Annotated in this window: 16 protein-coding genes; 9 read left to right on the top strand and 7 right to left on the bottom strand. The window is 59.4% G+C overall.

Annotation, left to right across the window (positions count from 1 at the left end):
* Positions 1-79: 79 nt before the first annotated feature.
* Positions 80-793: a UTRA domain-containing protein gene (locus ACEN8Z_RS23340; RefSeq protein ID WP_495595816.1), complete on the bottom strand. Its 714-nt coding sequence runs from the start codon at positions 791-793 to the stop codon at positions 80-82.
* Between the two features lie 373 nt (positions 794-1,166).
* Between ACEN8Z_RS23340 and ACEN8Z_RS23345 the strand changes: the two genes are divergently transcribed.
* The 6 genes from ACEN8Z_RS23345 to ACEN8Z_RS23370 all read left to right on the top strand — a co-directional run bounded on the left by ACEN8Z_RS23345 (position 1,167) and on the right by ACEN8Z_RS23370 (position 6,519).
* Positions 1,167-2,231, top strand: coding sequence for an ABC transporter substrate-binding protein (locus ACEN8Z_RS23345; protein ID WP_495595817.1), 1,065 nt, complete (start codon positions 1,167-1,169; stop codon positions 2,229-2,231).
* Positions 2,232-2,409: 178 nt separating this feature from the next.
* Positions 2,410-3,216 carry an alkaline phosphatase family protein gene (locus ACEN8Z_RS23350; RefSeq protein WP_495595818.1) on the top strand — a complete coding sequence of 269 codons (807 nt, stop codon included), beginning with the start codon at positions 2,410-2,412 and terminating at the stop codon, positions 3,214-3,216.
* A 5-nt stretch (positions 3,217-3,221) separates the two neighbouring features.
* Entirely contained in the window at positions 3,222-4,058 is an 837-nt protein-coding gene (locus ACEN8Z_RS23355) for an ABC transporter permease (protein WP_495598184.1), read from the top strand.
* Positions 4,045-4,845, top strand: a complete 801-nt coding sequence (locus ACEN8Z_RS23360) for an ABC transporter permease (protein ID WP_495595819.1) — start codon at positions 4,045-4,047, stop codon at positions 4,843-4,845. Before ACEN8Z_RS23355 ends, ACEN8Z_RS23360 begins: the two co-directional genes overlap by 14 nt.
* Positions 4,842-5,831, top strand: a complete 990-nt coding sequence (locus ACEN8Z_RS23365) for an ABC transporter ATP-binding protein (protein ID WP_429487410.1) — start codon at positions 4,842-4,844, stop codon at positions 5,829-5,831. The genes ACEN8Z_RS23360 and ACEN8Z_RS23365 overlap by 4 nt, the downstream gene beginning before the upstream one ends.
* A gap of 34 nt (positions 5,832-5,865) precedes the next feature.
* Positions 5,866-6,519 (top strand): HAD family hydrolase, encoded by a 654-nt coding sequence (locus ACEN8Z_RS23370; protein WP_495595820.1) that lies wholly within the window; start codon positions 5,866-5,868, stop codon positions 6,517-6,519.
* A gap of 114 nt (positions 6,520-6,633) precedes the next feature.
* On the opposite strand, the gene ACEN8Z_RS23375 is transcribed toward ACEN8Z_RS23370, so the two are convergent.
* Positions 6,634-7,596 (bottom strand): zinc-binding dehydrogenase, encoded by a 963-nt coding sequence (locus tag ACEN8Z_RS23375; RefSeq protein WP_495595821.1) that lies wholly within the window; start codon positions 7,594-7,596, stop codon positions 6,634-6,636.
* A gap of 138 nt (positions 7,597-7,734) precedes the next feature.
* On the opposite strand from ACEN8Z_RS23375, the gene ACEN8Z_RS23380 reads away from it, so the two are divergent.
* Both ACEN8Z_RS23380 and ACEN8Z_RS23385 read left to right on the top strand, forming a co-directional pair.
* On the top strand, positions 7,735-9,816 hold the full coding sequence (locus tag ACEN8Z_RS23380) for a carboxy terminal-processing peptidase (RefSeq protein ID WP_495595822.1): 2,082 nt from the start codon (positions 7,735-7,737) through the stop codon (positions 9,814-9,816).
* Between the two features lie 146 nt (positions 9,817-9,962).
* A complete protein-coding gene (locus ACEN8Z_RS23385; protein ID WP_495595823.1) occupies positions 9,963-11,753 on the top strand; it encodes a bifunctional diguanylate cyclase/phosphodiesterase in 1,791 nt (596 codons plus the stop codon).
* Between the two features lie 21 nt (positions 11,754-11,774).
* Here the strand turns inward: ACEN8Z_RS23385 and ACEN8Z_RS23390 are convergent, their stop codons facing one another.
* The 5 genes from ACEN8Z_RS23390 to bamJ all read right to left on the bottom strand — a co-directional run bounded on the left by ACEN8Z_RS23390 (position 11,775) and on the right by bamJ (position 14,472).
* Entirely contained in the window at positions 11,775-12,182 is a 408-nt protein-coding gene (locus tag ACEN8Z_RS23390; protein WP_495595824.1) for an SEL1-like repeat protein, read from the bottom strand.
* Positions 12,183-12,554 carry a hypothetical protein gene (locus tag ACEN8Z_RS23395; RefSeq protein WP_007898892.1) on the bottom strand — a complete coding sequence of 124 codons (372 nt, stop codon included), beginning with the start codon at positions 12,552-12,554 and terminating at the stop codon, positions 12,183-12,185. It abuts the gene before it with no gap.
* Positions 12,551-12,892: a helix-turn-helix domain-containing protein gene (locus tag ACEN8Z_RS23400; RefSeq protein ID WP_442098105.1), complete on the bottom strand. Its 342-nt coding sequence runs from the start codon at positions 12,890-12,892 to the stop codon at positions 12,551-12,553. The genes ACEN8Z_RS23395 and ACEN8Z_RS23400 overlap by 4 nt, the downstream gene beginning before the upstream one ends.
* A gap of 114 nt (positions 12,893-13,006) precedes the next feature.
* Complete coding sequence (locus tag ACEN8Z_RS23405) at positions 13,007-13,462, bottom strand: YkvA family protein (RefSeq protein WP_495595825.1); 456 nt, start codon at positions 13,460-13,462, stop codon at positions 13,007-13,009.
* Positions 13,463-13,755: 293 nt separating this feature from the next.
* Positions 13,756-14,472 carry a BamJ family beta-barrel-assembly machinery protein gene (gene bamJ, locus ACEN8Z_RS23410; protein ID WP_495595826.1) on the bottom strand — a complete coding sequence of 239 codons (717 nt, stop codon included), beginning with the start codon at positions 14,470-14,472 and terminating at the stop codon, positions 13,756-13,758.
* 269 nt (positions 14,473-14,741) lie between these two features.
* Here bamJ and ACEN8Z_RS23415 point away from each other — a divergent pair, with 269 nt between their 5' ends.
* Positions 14,742-16,544 carry a di-heme-cytochrome C peroxidase gene (locus ACEN8Z_RS23415; protein ID WP_495595827.1) on the top strand — a complete coding sequence of 601 codons (1,803 nt, stop codon included), beginning with the start codon at positions 14,742-14,744 and terminating at the stop codon, positions 16,542-16,544.
* The last annotated feature ends 25 nt before the right edge of the window (positions 16,545-16,569 follow it).

Raw genomic sequence — 16,569 nt, forward strand, 5'->3', positions numbered from 1 at the left:
ACACCGCGTTTAGCCAGTAAACACGCGTAATCGTTAACGACCATCGCGAGCAAGCTCGCTCCCACAGGAAGGTCGGACGCTAAACCACATCCACACCGACATGAATCGCATCATGCCGCCAGAACTCCAGGTCGCAGTCGATCAACCGCTCATGCTGGTCATAGTTGACCCGGGCAATCTGTAAGCCCGGGCTACCCACCGATACCTTCAATGCCGCCGCCGCATCCACCGACAACGCCGTGGGCACAATCTCGAAGCGCACCCGGCCGTAGTGCAAGTCGTAATGCCGCGCATACAACTCGGTGATCGACTGATTCAAATCGAAATCGAGGATCCCCGGAAAGTACTGCGGGTTCAGATAGTGTTCCACATACAGCACCAGCCGCCCGTCGATGCGCCGCGAGCGGCAGATCTGGATCACGCTCGACAGCGCCGGCAATTGCAGCCAGGCACAGACCGCCGCGGATGCCGGTTGCAATCGCGCCGAAATCACCTCGGTGGACGGAACCCGCCCCTGGGCGCTGACCATCGCGTGAAAGTGGCTGCGCTGCATGAGGTTGTACGCCAGGCGTGGCGGCGAGACGAACCAGCCGCGACGCTCCTCTCGATAAATCTGCCCCTGTGACTCCAACTGCAACAACGCTTCACGCAAAGTGATCCGCGTCGTGCCGAACAATTCACTGAGCTTGCGCTCGGCCGGCAATTTGCTGCCAGGCGCCAACAGACCGTGGTCGATCTGTTCCAGAAGCACTTGGCCAATGGCTGTCACCGCTTTTGTTGCCTCGTCACGCATCAATGTTACCTATCTGGACTAGACCAGCACCAATTCGGGGCAGAACCGCAGCGCAAACCGGCTCATTCAATAGTCTGCAAGCGTAGGCAGCGTAGATGACCGAGATGTGACAAAGCTGCCCAACGGTCGCCACTCTCTGGCTTCCTCTTCTATCAACAACCTGCAATTCATCGGCCAAGTCCCTTGCCTGCCGGGGCCTTGACCATGGTCTACGCTTAGCAGGCCACCCGCGATAGCGCTCAACAAAAAGTCATCCCGGGCGACGAGCGACATCAAAGTGTCATCCAGCCCCCTTAAATTGGCTCAGGTATTGCTGACCTAGACCAACACAAACCGCAATCGCAGCGTTGAACACGACCCAAGGAGCTTCGGAATGAAAAAGCTTTTCCTGGCATCACTGTTAGGCTCGACCATCGCAATGTGCACTGCCGCCATGGCGGCTGATGATCTGAAAACCCTGGAAGCCGCTGCAAAAGCGGAGGGCGCCGTCAACAGCGTCGGCATGCCCGATGACTGGGCCAACTGGGCCGGCACCTGGAAAGACCTGAGCGACAAGTACGGCCTCAAGCACATCGACACCGACATGAGCTCGGCCCAGGAGATCGCCAAGTTCGCCGCGGAAAAAGACAACGCCAGCGCCGATATCGGCGACGTCGGTGCAGCTTTCGGCCCGATCGCGGTCAAGCAAGGCGTGGTTCAGCCTTACAAGCCTTCCACCTGGGAACAGGTTCCAGCCTGGGCCAAGGACAAGGACGGCAACTGGGCACTGGCCTACACCGGCACCATCGCTTTCATCGTCAACAAGAAGTTGCTGCACGGTTCCGAAGCACCAACCAAATGGGCTGACCTCAAGACCGGCAAATACAAGGTCTCCATCGGTGACGTGAGCACCGCGGCCCAGGCAGCCAACGGCGTACTGGCCGCGGCACTGGCCAACGGTGGCGACGAGAAAAACCTCAAGCCTGCCCTGGATCTGTTCGCCGACATCGCCAAGCAAGGTCGCCTGTCGATGTCCAACCCGACGATTGCCACCATGGAAAAAGGCGAAATCGAAGTCGGTGTGGTCTGGGACTTCAACGGCCTGAGCTACAAGGCCAAGATGGCCAACCCGGATGACTACGTGGTGCTGATCCCGTCGGACGGCTCGGTGATTTCCGGCTACACCACCATCATCAACAAGTACGCGAAGAACCCGAACGCCGCCAAGCTGGCCCGCGAATACATCTTCAGCGACGCCGGCCAGATCAACCTGGCCAAGGGCAACGCCCGTCCGATTCGTGCCGAGCACCTGACCCTGCCAGCCGAGGTGCAGGCCAAGCTGCTGCCTAACGAGCAGTACAAGAAAGTGACGCCGATCAAAGACGCGGATGCGTGGGAAAAGACTTCCAAGGCCCTTCCTCAGAAGTGGCAGGAAGAAGTCATCATCAATATGCAGTAACCGTGTAGCCCGCCATTTTTGATGGGCCAATGAGAATCCCTGTGGGAGCGAGCTTGCTCGCGATAGCGATCTGATATTCAACATCGATGTTGAATGGTAGTCCCTCATCGCGAGCAAGCTCGCTCCCACAGTGGATCGAGTGAGCTTCGAATATCTGTTTCACGGAGTTTTTGCCCCTATGAAGCACAACGTCATCCTTGTCGTGCTCGATGGCCTCAACTACGAGGTCGCCCGCCACGCCATGGGGCACCTGCAGGCGTACGTCGGCGCCGGACGCGCCGCGCTCTATAAACTGGAGTGCGAGTTGCCGGCCCTGTCCCGACCGCTTTACGAATGCATCCTGACCGGCGTTCCGCCCATCGACAGCGGCATCGTCCACAACAACGTTTCGCGTCTGTCCAACCAGCGCAGCATTTATCACTACGCCACCGCTGCCGGCCTGACGACCGCAGCGGCGGCCTATCACTGGGTCAGCGAACTGTATAACCGTTCGCCCTTCGTGGCGGCCCGGGATCGTCACACCGACAACCCCAATCTGCCGATCCAGCACGGGCATTTCTACTGGAACGATCACTACCCGAACTCGCACCTGTTCGCCGACGCCGAAAACCTGCGCCTGCGCCATGCGCCGAACTTCCTGTTGATCCACCCGATGAACATCGACGACGCCGGGCACAAGCACGGCCTCGACACACCGCAGTACCGCAACAGCGCGCGCTCGGCCGACATCATCCTGGCCGACTACCTGCAAGGCTGGCTCGATGCCGGCTATCAGGTGCTGGTCACCGCCGACCACGGTATGAACAACGACCGTTCCCACAACGGCCTCCTGCCGGAAGAACGTGAGGTGCCGTTGTTCGTGCTCGGTGACGCATTCAGCTTCGACGCCGGCGCCGCGCCGAAACAGACCGAGATCTGCGGCACCGTTTGCGAACTGCTGGGCGTGCCTCACGACAAACCGGTCTGCCGGGAGTTGCTCAAGTGAATGCCATGATCCGCAGTAAATGGCTCGCTGCCCTGTGCCTCGTCCCGTTCGCGCTGTTCTTCATCGTGTTCGAAATCGCCCCGCTGACCTGGGTGATGATCAACAGCCTGCAATCGGAAGAATTCGGCTGGGGCCTGGCCAACTTCAGCAAAATCTTCAGCTCGAAGTTTTACCTGCAGGCGATCCAGTACAGCCTTGAGATCAGCTTCTGGTCCAGCGTGTTCGGGATCATCATCGCCATACTTGGCGCCTACTCCCTGCGTCAGGTCGATTCGAAACTGCGCAACTTCGTCAACGCCTTCGCCAACATGACCAGCAACTTCGCCGGTGTGCCCCTGGCCTTCGCATTCATCATTTTGCTCGGTTTCAACGGCAGCTTCACCATCATGCTCAAGCAGGCCGGCATCATTCAGGATTTCAACCTGTACTCGAAAACCGGGCTGATCATTCTCTACACCTACTTCCAGATTCCCCTCGGCGTACTGCTGCTGTACCCGGCCTTCGACGCCCTGCGTGAAGACTGGCGCGAGTCTGCCGAGTTGCTCGGCGCCAATGGCTGGCAGTTCTGGCGGCACATCGGTCTGCCGGTGCTGACCCCGGCATTGCTCGGCACCTTCGTGATCCTGCTGGCCAACGCCCTCGGTGCCTACGCCACGGTATATGCCCTGACCACCGGCAACTTCAACGTGCTGCCGATCCGCATCGCGGCGATGGTGTCCGGTGACATTTCCCTGGACCCGAACCTGGCCAGCGCCCTGGCCGTGGTGCTGGTGGCCTTGATGACCTTGGTGACCATCGTGCATCAGCTGCTGTTGAAGAGGAGTTACCATGTCTCGCGCTGAACTGGGGCCCGTCGGTGTCTACCACCGCGTCGCGGTGTATTTACTGTTTGCCATCCTGCTGTTGCCGCTGGCCGGCACGCTGGTCTACTCGATCGCCAGCAGTTGGTCGGCAACCATTCTGCCCAGTGGTTTCACCCTCAAGTGGTACATCCAGCTGTGGAGCGATCCGCGCTTCCTGCAAGCGTTCGGGCAATCGCTGCTGGTCTGCGTCGGTTCGCTGATTCTTTCGGTGGTGCTGATTCTGCCACTGCTGTTCGTGGTGCATTACCACTTCCCGAAACTCGACGCGCTGATGAACATCCTGATCCTGCTGCCCTTCGCCGTGCCGCCGGTGGTGTCTTCGGTGGGGCTGCTGCAGCTCTATGGTTCCGGCCCCTTCGCCATGGTCGGGACGCCGTGGATCCTGATCGGTTGCTACTTCACCGTGGCGCTGCCGTTCATGTACCGGGCGATCACCAACAACCTGCAGGCGATCAACCTGCGCGACCTGATGGACGCCGCTCAGTTGCTCGGCGCCAGCACCTTTCAAGCAGCGTTCCTGGTGGTGCTGCCGAACCTGCGCAAGGGCCTGATGGTGGCACTGCTGCTGTCGTTCTCGTTCCTGTTCGGTGAGTTCGTGTTCGCCAACATCCTCGTCGGCACCCGCTACGAAACCTTGCAGGTCTACCTCAACAACATGCGCAACAGCAGCGGTCATTTCACCAGTGCGCTGGTGATTTCCTACTTCTTCTTTGTGCTGGTCCTGACCTGGGCTGCCAATATCTTGAACAAGGACAAAAGCCAATGAGCTTCGTCAGCGTCCAACATCTGAAAAAAGACTACGCAGGCACCACGGTGTTCAGTGACATCAACTGCGAGATCCAGAAAGGTGAGTTCGTCACCCTGCTCGGCCCGTCCGGCTGTGGCAAATCCACCCTGCTGCGCTGCATCGCCGGCCTGACCTCGGTCGATGGCGGCAAGATCCTGCTCGATGGTCAGGACATCGTGCCCCTGAGCCCGCAAAAACGTGGAATCGGCATGGTGTTCCAGAGCTATGCCCTGTTCCCCAACATGAGCGTGGAACAAAACGTCGCCTTCGGCTTGCGCATGCAGAAGGTCAACGCCGACGACAGCCAGAAGCGTGTTGCCGAAGTGTTGAAGCTGGTGGAGCTGACCGACTTCGCCGCACGTTATCCGCATCAACTGTCCGGAGGCCAATGCCAGCGTGTCGCCCTCGCCCGCTCACTGGTGACCCGGCCACGCCTGTTGTTGCTGGACGAACCGCTGTCGGCTCTGGACGCGCGGATTCGCAAGCACCTGCGCGAACAGATCCGTCAGATCCAGCGCGAACTGGGCCTGACCACGATTTTTGTCACACACGATCAGGAAGAAGCCCTGACCATGTCTGACCGGATTTTCCTGATGAATCAGGGGAAGATCGTACAAAGCGGCGACGCCGAAACCCTCTACACTGCGCCGGTGGACGTGTTCGCTGCCGGCTTCATCGGCAACTACAACCTGCTGGATGCCGACAGCGCTTCGAAGCTATTGCAGAGACCGATCAGCAAGCGCATCGCCATTCGCCCGGAAGCCATCGAACTGAGCCTCAACGGCGAACTGGACGCGCAGATACGCAGCCACAGCCTGCTGGGCAACGTGATTCGCTACCGGGTCGAAGCCCGGGGCGTTGAATTGGTGGTGGATGTGCTGAACCGCTCGGCGGCCGATCTGCATCCCGATGGTCAGCGCCTGGCGCTTTCCATCGATCCGACGGCCCTGTGTGAGGTAGCCTGATGCCTTTGCTTATGCTGAAGAGAGAACTGCACTGATGGCCCTGGCAATTTTTGATCTGGACGAAACCCTGATCCACGGCGACTGCGCCACCCTTTGGAGCGAGCAGATGGGCCGCCTGGGCTGGGTCGATCCCGAGTCGTTCATGCGGCAGAACAACGAACTGATGGACGCCTACAGCCACGGCAAATTGCGCATGGAAGACTACATGACCTTCAGCCTGGAGCCGATGATTGGTCGTACGCCCGAAGAAGTCGGGCATCTGGTTGGCCCGTGGGTGGAAGACTACATCGAGCCAATCATATTCAGTGACGCCACCAAGGCCATCGCGGCGCATCGCAAGGCCGGCGACCGGATCCTGGTGATCTCGGCCTCGGGCACCCACCTGGTCGGCCCCATCGCCGAGCGCCTGGGCATCGACGAGATTCTGGGCATCGAACTGGAAGTGACTCATGGCGTTTACACCGGCCATACCGTGGGCACCCTGACCTACCGCGAAGGCAAGATCACCCGCTTGCTGGAGTGGCTGGATGCGGAAGAGGAAAACCTCGAAGGCGCGAGTTTCTATTCCGACTCTCGCAACGACCTGCCGCTGTTGCTGAAGGTGGATTTCCCCCACGTGGTCAATCCGGATCCAGTATTGCGCGAACAGGCCGAAAAGGCTGGGTGGCCCATCCACGACTGGAAATAACCCGGCCCCCCCTGTGGGAGCGAGCTTGCTCGCGATGGCGGCGAGTCAGTTACATCAATATCAACTGACACTCCGCTAATCGCGAGCAAGCTCGCTCCCACAGGTTTCTCGTTGTCAGTTCAGACTCTCGTCAATCACCAACACCACTTTCCCCGCCACGGTATTGCTCGCCAGCTCGGCAAACGCCGCTTCGGCATCCGTGATCGCAAAGGTCCTGGCCAATTGCGGGCTCAAGCGCCCCTCGGCGAACAACGGCCACACGTGCAGGCGTAGATCGCTGAACAGATCGGCCTTGAACTGATCGTCACGGCTACGCAAAGTCGAACCCAGCAACTGCACACGCTTGGCCAGCACCTGGGCCAGATCCAGCTTGGCTTCGCGGCCGCCCATCAGACCGATCAACACCCAACGGCCATCTTGCGCCAACAATTTGAGGTTCAATGCCGCGTAATTGCCGCCCACCGGGTCGAGTATCACGTCGAACGGCCCCAGATCCCGCAGACTCTCCAGATCCTCGTTTCGCACCACGCCGCCCTGGGCGCCCAGCGCTTCGCAGTACGCCAGTCGCTCGGCGGAGCCGACGCTGACCCAACACGGGTTGCCGAAGGCCTTGCACAGCTGAATGGCCGCTGAACCAATTCCACTTGCTCCAGCATGCAGAAGAACTTTCTGACCTGGCTTGAGCGCAGCCAGTTGAAACAAATTCAGCCAGACCGTTGCATAAACTTCAGGCAATGCAGCCGCTGCGACCAGTGACACTCCGTCGGGAACCGGCAGCACATGCCGCCCGTCGACAACTACCTCTTCGGCCATCCCGCCCCCGGCCAGCAAGGCGCAAACCCGGTCGCCAACCTGCCAGGATGAACCCGGCCCCACCTCGCTGATTACCCCCGAGCACTCTAGACCGAGCACTTGACTGGCCCCCGGTGGTGGCGGGTAAAGACCCGCTTTCTGCAATAAATCGGCACGATTGAGGCCCGCTGCAGCCACTCGAATACGAACTTGTCCTACATCGCACGCAGGACTCGCCTCATCAACCCATACCGCTTGACCGTCAACGCCTTGCAATGCTTTCACAGTGCCTCCATAGTGAGTCTGGACTGAGCCCGAAGCTATAGCGTCGGGCTTTTTGCATTATGCGACCGGCTCTCAAAGAACCGGCGACTTCAAAGACGGCCTAATATGCGTTATCAATTGTCCCCGCGTCGAATCAGCATGAAGCATCTGTTCCCCAGCACTGCTCTCGCCTTGTTCATCGGTATCGGCTTGCTGCCGATGTCGAGCAATACATTCGCAGCCAATAGCTGGGACAAGCTTCAACCCGATCGTGACGAAGTGATCGCCAGTCTGAACGTCGTGGAGTTGCTCAAACGCCACCACTACAGCAAGCCACCGCTCGATGACGCGCGTTCGGTGATCATCTACGACAGCTACCTCAAGCTGCTGGATCCGTCGCGCAGCTATTTCATGGCCAGCGACATTGCCGAATTCGACAAGTGGAAGACGCAGTTCGACGACTTCCTCAAGAGCGGCGACCTCAACGCCGGGTTCACCATCTACAAGCGCTACCTGGACCGCGTAAAGGCGCGTCTGGACTTCGCTCTTGCCGAGCTGGACAAAGGCGTCGACAAGATGGACTTCACCACCAGGGAAACCTTGCTGATCGACCGCAAGGACGCCCCTTGGCTCAAATCCTCCGCAGAACTCGACGACCTGTGGCGCAAACGCGTCAAGGATGAAGCGCTGCGGATGAAGATCGCCGGCAAAGAGCCCAAGCAGATCCAGGAAACCCTGACCAAGCGCTACAAGAACCAGTTGGCACGCCTGGACCAGACCCGCGCGGAAGACATCTTCCAGGCGTACATCAATACCTTCGCCATGTCCTACGACCCGCACACCAACTATCTGTCGCCGGATAACGCGGAGAACTTCGACATCAACATGAGCCTGTCCCTCGAGGGCATCGGTGCCGTGTTGCAGAGCGATAACGACCAGGTGAAAGTCGTGCGCCTGGTGCCGGCAGGTCCGGCGGACAAGACCAAGCAGGTTGCACCGGCCGACAAGATCATCGGCGTTGCCCAGGGCAACAAGGAAATGGTCGACGTGGTGGGCTGGCGCCTGGACGAAGTGGTCAAGCTGATCCGTGGTCCGAAGGGCACCGTGGTGCGCCTGGAAGTCATCCCGGCCAGCAATGCGCCGAACGACCAGACCACCAAGATCGTGCCGATCACCCGTGAAGCGGTGAAGCTCGAAGACCAGGCCGTGAAGAAATCGGTACTGAACCTGAAGCAGGACGGCAAGGACTACAAGCTCGGCATCATCGAAATCCCGGCGTTCTATCTGGACTTCAAGGCCTTCCGTGCCGGCGACCCGGATTACAAGAGCACCACCCGCGACGTCAAGAAGCTGCTGACCGAGTTGCAGAAAGAGAAAGTCGACGGCGTGGTCATCGACCTGCGTAACAACGGCGGCGGTTCCTTGCAAGAGGCCACCGAGCTGACCAGCCTGTTCATCGACAAAGGCCCGACCGTGCTCGTGCGTAACGCCGATGGCCGCGTCGATGTCCTGGAAGATGAAAACCCGGGCGCGTTCTACAAAGGCCCGATGGCATTGCTGGTCAACCGCTTGTCTGCCTCGGCTTCGGAGATTTTTGCCGGCGCCATGCAGGACTACCATCGCGCACTGATCATCGGCGGCCAGACCTTCGGAAAAGGCACCGTGCAGACCATTCAGCCGCTCAACCATGGCGAACTGAAACTGACCCTGGCCAAGTTCTACCGGGTTTCCGGGCAGAGCACCCAGCATCAGGGCGTCTTGCCGGACATCGATTACCCGTCGATCATCGACACCAAGGAAATCGGTGAAAGCGCCCTGCCCGAAGCCATGCCGTGGGACACCATCAAGGCCGCGATCAAGCCTGCGGTGGATCCGTTCAAGCCGTACATTTCACAGCTCAAGTCCGAGCATGACTTGCGCACGGCCAAGGATGCAGAGTTCGTGTTCATCCGCGACAAGCTGGCCCTGGCGCAGAAACTGATGGCCGAAAAAACCGTCAGCCTCAATGAAGCCGAGCGCCGTGCCCAGCACGCCGACATCGAAGCCAAGCAACTGGCCATGGAAAACATCCGTCGCAAGGCCAAGGGCGAAGAACCGCTCAAAGAGCTGAAGAAAGAAGACGAGGACGCTATCGCGGCCGAGGAAGCCAAGACCAAGCCGGAAGACGACGCCTACCTGAGCGAAACCGGGCGGATTCTGCTGGATTACCTGAAACTCAACACGGCAGTGGCCAAGCACTGAGTTATTACAAGCAACTGATGGCAAATTAATGTTAACGCTCCCCGGAGCGTCATCAAGCAGTCATCATTCTGTCGTGAAATAAAGGACCGGGCGCGCTCTTTTTACCAAGGGCACGCCCGGTCCTTTTTTTATCGCCAGAGATCGCCATGACCACAACCGAACAGCTGAGTGCATTGAGCTCAATCCTGACTCAAAGCGGTTTGCACAGCCTGTTCCAACCGATCATCAGCCTCTCCGAACGGCGCATTCTCGGTTACGAAGCCCTCAGTCGCGGCCCCTCCAACAGCCCTCTGCACTCCCCTGTCGCCCTGTTCGCCGTCGCCCGCCAGGCCGGACGCCTGAGCGAGCTGGAGATTGCCTGCCGCGAAAGCGCTTGCCGACGCTTCAATGAGCAACAACTGCCTGGCATGTTGTTCCTCAACGTATCCCCGGAATCCCTGCTCGAAGCGGCCCATCAACCGGGGCGCACCCTGCAATTGCTGCAGGACTTCGGCATTGCGCCGAGTCAGGTGGTCATCGAGCTCACGGAACAAACGCCGACGGATGATTTTCAGTTGCTGCAAACCGCCCTGCATCACTATCGGGCGATGGGGTTTTCGATCGCGCTGGATGATCTGGGGGCGGGTTATTCGAGTTTGCGCTTGTGGTCGGAGCTGCGGCCGGATTACGTGAAAATCGATCGGCATTTCATTGATGGCATTCATCAGGATTCGCTCAAGCGCGAATTCGTCGGCTCGATCCTGAAAATCGCCAAGGCCTCGCGGGCGCAAGTCATTGCCGAAGGTATCGAGTTACCGGAAGAGCTCACGGTGCTGACCGAGATGGGTGTGGATTTGGTCCAGGGCTATCTGCTCTGCCGTCCCCAGGAACACCCACCGCGGGATGCCCGGGCATTGATGCCCCGACAGGACAGCACCGCTGTTGTACTGAGCGAGGACGGCAGCGACCTCAGCGCCCTGCTCAACGAGCAACCTGCCATGGACCGCGACACTCCGACCGCCACGGTGCTCGAAGCCTTTCGCCGCCAGGCCAACCTGAACTCGCTGGCGATCCTGAATGAACAGGGTCAGCCTTGCGGTATCGTCCATCGGCATTCGCTCTCCGATGCCCTGCTCAAGCCCTTTGCCACCGATCTGTTCGCCCGCAAACCCATCAGCCGGTTGATGAACGATGACTTCCTCGCCGTCGAGCTGAGTCAGTCGCTGCAACAAGTCAGCCGCCTGATCACAGGCCGTGCCCGCCAGCGCATCGAAGAAGATTTCATCATCACCCTCAACGGCGGCTACCTGGGACTGGGCCGGGTAATTGACGTGCTCAAGCTGATCACGGAACTGAAGATCCAGCAGGCCCGCTACGCCAACCCGCTGACCTTGCTCCCGGGCAACGTGCCGATCCAGCAATGCCTGACGCGGCTGCTGCAACAGCAACGGGAATCGGTAATCTGCTACGTGGACATCGATAGCTTCAAACCTTTCAACGACATCTACGGCTATGGCCGCGGCGACGAAGTCCTGCTGTGCCTGGCCCAATGCCTGAACGACCGCGTCGACCCGTCCCGCGACTTTGTCGGCCACATCGGCGGTGATGATTTCCTGCTGGTGCTCGGCCCGGAAGACTGGCGCAAACGTTTGAACCAGTTGCTCGACGACTTCCAGAGCCAGTGCCGACGTTTCTACCGCAGCGAACACCTGGAGGCCGGATGCTTTATTGCACCAAATCGACAGGGCGTACGGCAGGAGTTTGCGCTGTTGTCGCTGTCGATCGGCGTGGTGCATCTGCATCCACAGGCCTGTGGACAACTCGATGCGAGCCAGCTGGCGGAAATGGCATCACAAGCCAAGCACCATGCGAAGAATGTACAGGGGTATAGCGTGCATGTGATTGATAGTCGGGTGGTTTCGACTGTTGAAGAGGTGCTCGTTACCGGGCATCGATAAGGGATCTCGGCATCACGCCAATCAACGAGGTGCCGAGGAAGACTTCAGCTCTTCGAGCTTGATCGGCGCCAACGGATGCCCGGCTTTCGCCGCGATCTCCCAGAACCGCGCGGCTTCCAGCGGATCCGGAGCCTTGCTCGCCGTCCCGGCCAGACTGATCACTCCAACCTGATAGGCCGCCTTGCCATCGCCCGCCAACGCCGCCAGGCGCAACAAACGCACGCCCTCTTCACGAGCGCCAAGGCCGATGCCACGAAACGTCAGGATGTGCCCATAGAAGCTCTGGGCGCCGACGTCGCCCAGGTTGGCCATGCGTGCGAACTGGCCTTCGAGCCAGCGCCAGCCCTGCGGCTGGCGAACAAACCACGACCAGTGAAACAGTCTGCGCGCGAGCCAATATCCGGATCGCGCCTTGAGTTGCAAAAACACTCAGGCCTCGGCCGATTCCGGGTATTCGTACTCGAACACCCGCACCACTTCCGAAGCATGCCAGGACGCGGCGGCAACGCCGTCCGACGGCCCGGAAAAACGCCCGAGGCGCTCGACACATTCAAAAAATCCGGTGCGCGGCAGGCGACTGGCGCCCTGGCTGATCACCAGTGAACTGCGCAATGGCTGCTCTGCCCTGGCGTCCAGTGCCGCCAGATGCTCAAGGGCCGCCGTCAGGGTTTGCATGGCCGGTGTCGGCAACTGCAAACGTTCCAGTAATGCCCGATAAGTCAGAAGATGGCGCTGGCGACGCGCCTGATCCAGTTCGCCCAGCAATCCGTCCCAATGTTGACGACTGATGCGTACGCTCACGATTCATCCCTCCACCCTGGCACCGTCAATTCCCAGGCCAGGCTGCGACGAATCGCGGCGTCGGGCAGACGCTCGCCACTTTCGATCATGGCCAGGTAAGACGGGCTGATGCCTACCGTGCGGGCCAGCGCCTCGATGGCGATGCCCTTTCCTTCGCGCAAACTGCGTAGTTGATCCAGACCCGGAAGAATCGCGTCTGGTGTTGCCGCCTGAAGCTTCATGGCTTCGGGCGACGCCTGCTCCTTGATGCCTGCTGCTTTCAGTAACGCCTGATACTGAGCCCATGGCAGAACCGCATATTCGGGTTCGCCTTCGCGTGTAATTATCTGAATATCCATGACTACCCCGTAGGACAACAACACTTAGCGAGTCGGCACTTTTCCCTAGAAGTGTAATCCTAACAGCGGCCAAGGTCGCGGGGGGCATCAATCTGTGAACAGGTCGAAATCGACTCAGTGTTTTTTCGGGCCTTGAAGTTGAAGTTGCTCGGGGGTATCAGGCAGGCGCTCGACCACCGCGAGCTTCTCCGGCACCTGCCGCTTTCGCCAGGCACGGAAGGCATTGAGCTCGTCGTCGAGGACTTTCATCAGCCATGCCAGTACGGCGATGTCATCGAGCATGCCAAACATTGGTATGAAGTCCGGGATCGCATCCACCGGACTGAGGAAGTACATCAGGCCCGCGACAACCGAAACCAGCGCCTTGGGGCTGATGGCACGATACTCACCGCGCCAGTAGGCCAGGCAGAGTGCCTGCAACAGGCGCAAGTCATCCTTGAGCTTGCCCAGTCGATTGCCCTGGCTCGCGCCTTTGCTGGCGACCGCAAACAACAGGGTCGGCAATCGGCCGCGCGCCAGCAGGCGTCCGGCCAGTGGCAGGAAACGAGCGAAACTCCAGGGTGCTTTCATCATTCCTCCCGTTGAAATGTTATCCACACAAATTGTGGATAACCTTGTGAACAGAGCTGCTTTTCATCGCTGTAAGCCCCGCTTTACAAGGCCTCCGTTCAGATCGGGCGTTTTTTACTCATCAAAAAAAACCCATAATTTCATTGACTTGGCGGCCTGGTGCGTCTACCGCCAACGCCTACTGTGCCTAAGACTCCGACCTAGAGCGCCTGTTCGTTTTTTTTACCCGTGCCGAACGCCAGATGCAACAACGCCCCGCATAAGCGAGGCGTTGTTATCGAAGCAGACGCTGGTTACTTGGCAGTGGCGTCTTCTTTTGCCGGATCCTTGATGGCCAGCAGTTCCAGGTCGAATACCAGCACCGAGTTGGCTGGAATCGCCGGGCTCGGGCTTTGAGCGCCGTAAGCCAGGTCAGCAGGGATGTACAGTTTGTACTTCTCGCCAACGTGCATCAGTTGCAGGCCTTCGACCCAACCCGGGATCACACCGCTGACCGGCAGATCGATCGGGCTGCCGCGCTCGACGGAGCTGTCGAATACGGTGCCGTTGGTCAGCTTGCCGGTGTAGTGAACGGTCACTACGTCAGACGGCTTTGGCTGAGGGCCATCGGCTTTCTGCACGACTTCGTACTGCAAGCCCGAAGCGGTAGTGGTCACGCCGGCTTTCTTGCCGTTTTCTTCGAGGAATTTCTTGCCGGCAGCGGCCGACTCTTCGCTCATCTTGGCCATGCGTTCTTCAGCACGCTTTTGCAGTGCGGCGAACGCCTCAACCAGTTCTTCGTCCTTGAGCTTCTGCTCTTTCTTGCCGACGGCGTCTTCGATGCCCTGGGCTACAGCTTTGGAATCCAGGTCATCCATGCCTTCCTGAGCCAGGCTCTTGCCCATGTTCAGGCCAATGCCGTAGGAAGCTTTTTGCGCCGGAGTTTTCAGCTCTACGCTGGTCTGCGAATCACAACCCGCGAGTACCAGGCTAACCAGGGCCACCGCCGCCGCCAACCGATGCTGTTTCATGCTATTTCCTTGTTCATGCGCCTAAAGGGCAATCGAGTAAAGCCGCGAGCTTATCAGGCCGCCACGACCAATGGCTACCGGCATGAGAGCCGGAAACAATTGATAAGTTCAGGTGTTTAAACGCATTTCACCATTCGGCTGATGAAGCTTCTTTCATCTTGTTCCGACGCAGGCTGATTCCTGAACCTACAATATCTGGCGTAATGGCCTCTTGCCGCACCTTCGGCACTCGGGCATAACGGCATGATAACTCAACAAGGATGTTTATCTTGCGCCTCTTCTTTCGCCTGCTGGCTCTCATCGCAGTACTGTTCGGACTGCTCATGGCCGTGGTTCTTTACTATGTCGCCAACCCGAAATTGCCGGCCTGGTCGCCGGCACAACAGGTGCACTACCTGGAGCAATGGAGCGCCGCCGATCGAGAGACTTATTACTTCACACCCCAGGGCACTCAGGTCAAAGGCTTGCGCTACGACTGGTTCACCGCCCTCGAACTGCCCTTCTCGCAGCAACGCTTCGCCGCCCCCGAGTACCTCGCCCGTTTCGGTTTTCTGGTGGACCCTGGCCAGAAACCGACACCGAACAACCCCGGCAACCTCCCGGCAGGCTTTACCCGGCATCAGAATGCGGGGAGCCCGGATATGTTTCTGGATGTCACCTGCGCGGCCTGCCATACCGGTGAGTTGCGTTTCAAGGGCCAGGCCGTACGTATCGACGGTGGCTCGGCGCAGCATGTTCTGCCGTCCAGTGTTCCTACACTCAAAGGGGGCAGTTTCGGACAAGCGCTGGTGGCCAGCCTGGCCTCGACTTACTACAACCCGTGGAAATTCGAGCGCTTCGCACGCAATGTGCTGGGTCAGGACTACGAGACGCACCACAAACAACTGCGCAAAGAATTCAAATCTTCACTGGATACGTTCCTCAAAGTGGCCTGGAACGACACCCATCGCGGGCTCTATCCGACCGAGGAAGGCCCGGGGCGCACAGACGCCTTCGGGCGCATCGCCAACGCCAGCTTCGGTGATGCGATTTCCCCCGACAACTACCGCGTGGCCAATGCCCCGGTCGACTATCCACAGTTGTGGGACATGTGGACGTTCGAATGGGTGCAGTGGAACGGTTCGGCGAAACAACCGATGGCGCGCAACATCGGCGAGGCGTTGGGCGTCGGTGCCACGCTGAATTTCTTCGACGGGAACGGCCAGCCGCTGATGGGCGATGCCCGCTATCCCTCCAGCGTGCGCGTGCGCGATCTGCACCTGATCGAAGAAACCCTGCAACGACTCACGCCTCCGGCCTGGCCGGAAGATCTGTTGGGCGCGGTCGACAAACCTCTGGCAGCAAAGGGTCGCGCCTTGTTCGCCGAAAACTGCGCGGGTTGTCATGTACCGCGTACCACCCAGGGCGACGGGCGATATGTCCAGCATCTGAAAATGGTCCCGGTGGATTACATCGGCACTGACCCCGGTGCAGCCAACAACATCGCCGACCACCGCTTCGACCTCACAGCATTGCAATGGAAGCAGGCGGAGCTGGAAAAACTTGATGTGGAACCCAAACCCGCCGAGCCACTGGACCTGAGCAAAATGTCCGTGGCCAAGGGGCTGGCCTATGTCACGGCATTTGTCCAGGACCGCGCGTATCAAGACGCCAATGTTACCCCTGCCGAGCGCCCTGAAATGGACGGTTTCGGCCTGCCGATCGGTGTGCGCGAATTGCGTTCGTACAAGGCCAGGCCGTTGGCGGGTGTATGGGCGACAGCGCCGTTCCTGCACAACGGTTCGGTACCGAGCATTTATCAATTGCTGTCGCCTCAGGATGAACGTGCGACCACGTTCTACAAAGGCACTTTCGAATACGACCCGGGGCACCTGGGTTACCGCACCGAAGCCTTTACCAACGGTTTCCTGTTCGACACGCGAATCACCGGCAACCACAACAGTGGTCATGAGTTCCGTGCCGGCAATCTCGGCAATGGCGTGATTGGCCGCGGGTTGCAGCCGCAAGAACGCTGGGCACTGCTGGAATACCTGAAAGTGCTGGGCGGCCCGCTGGAAGCGCAATTGCCATGACCACAGCCTCAGTCAAAGGGACTCT

The sequence above is a fragment of the Pseudomonas sp. Pseusp10 genome (assembly GCF_059492225.1).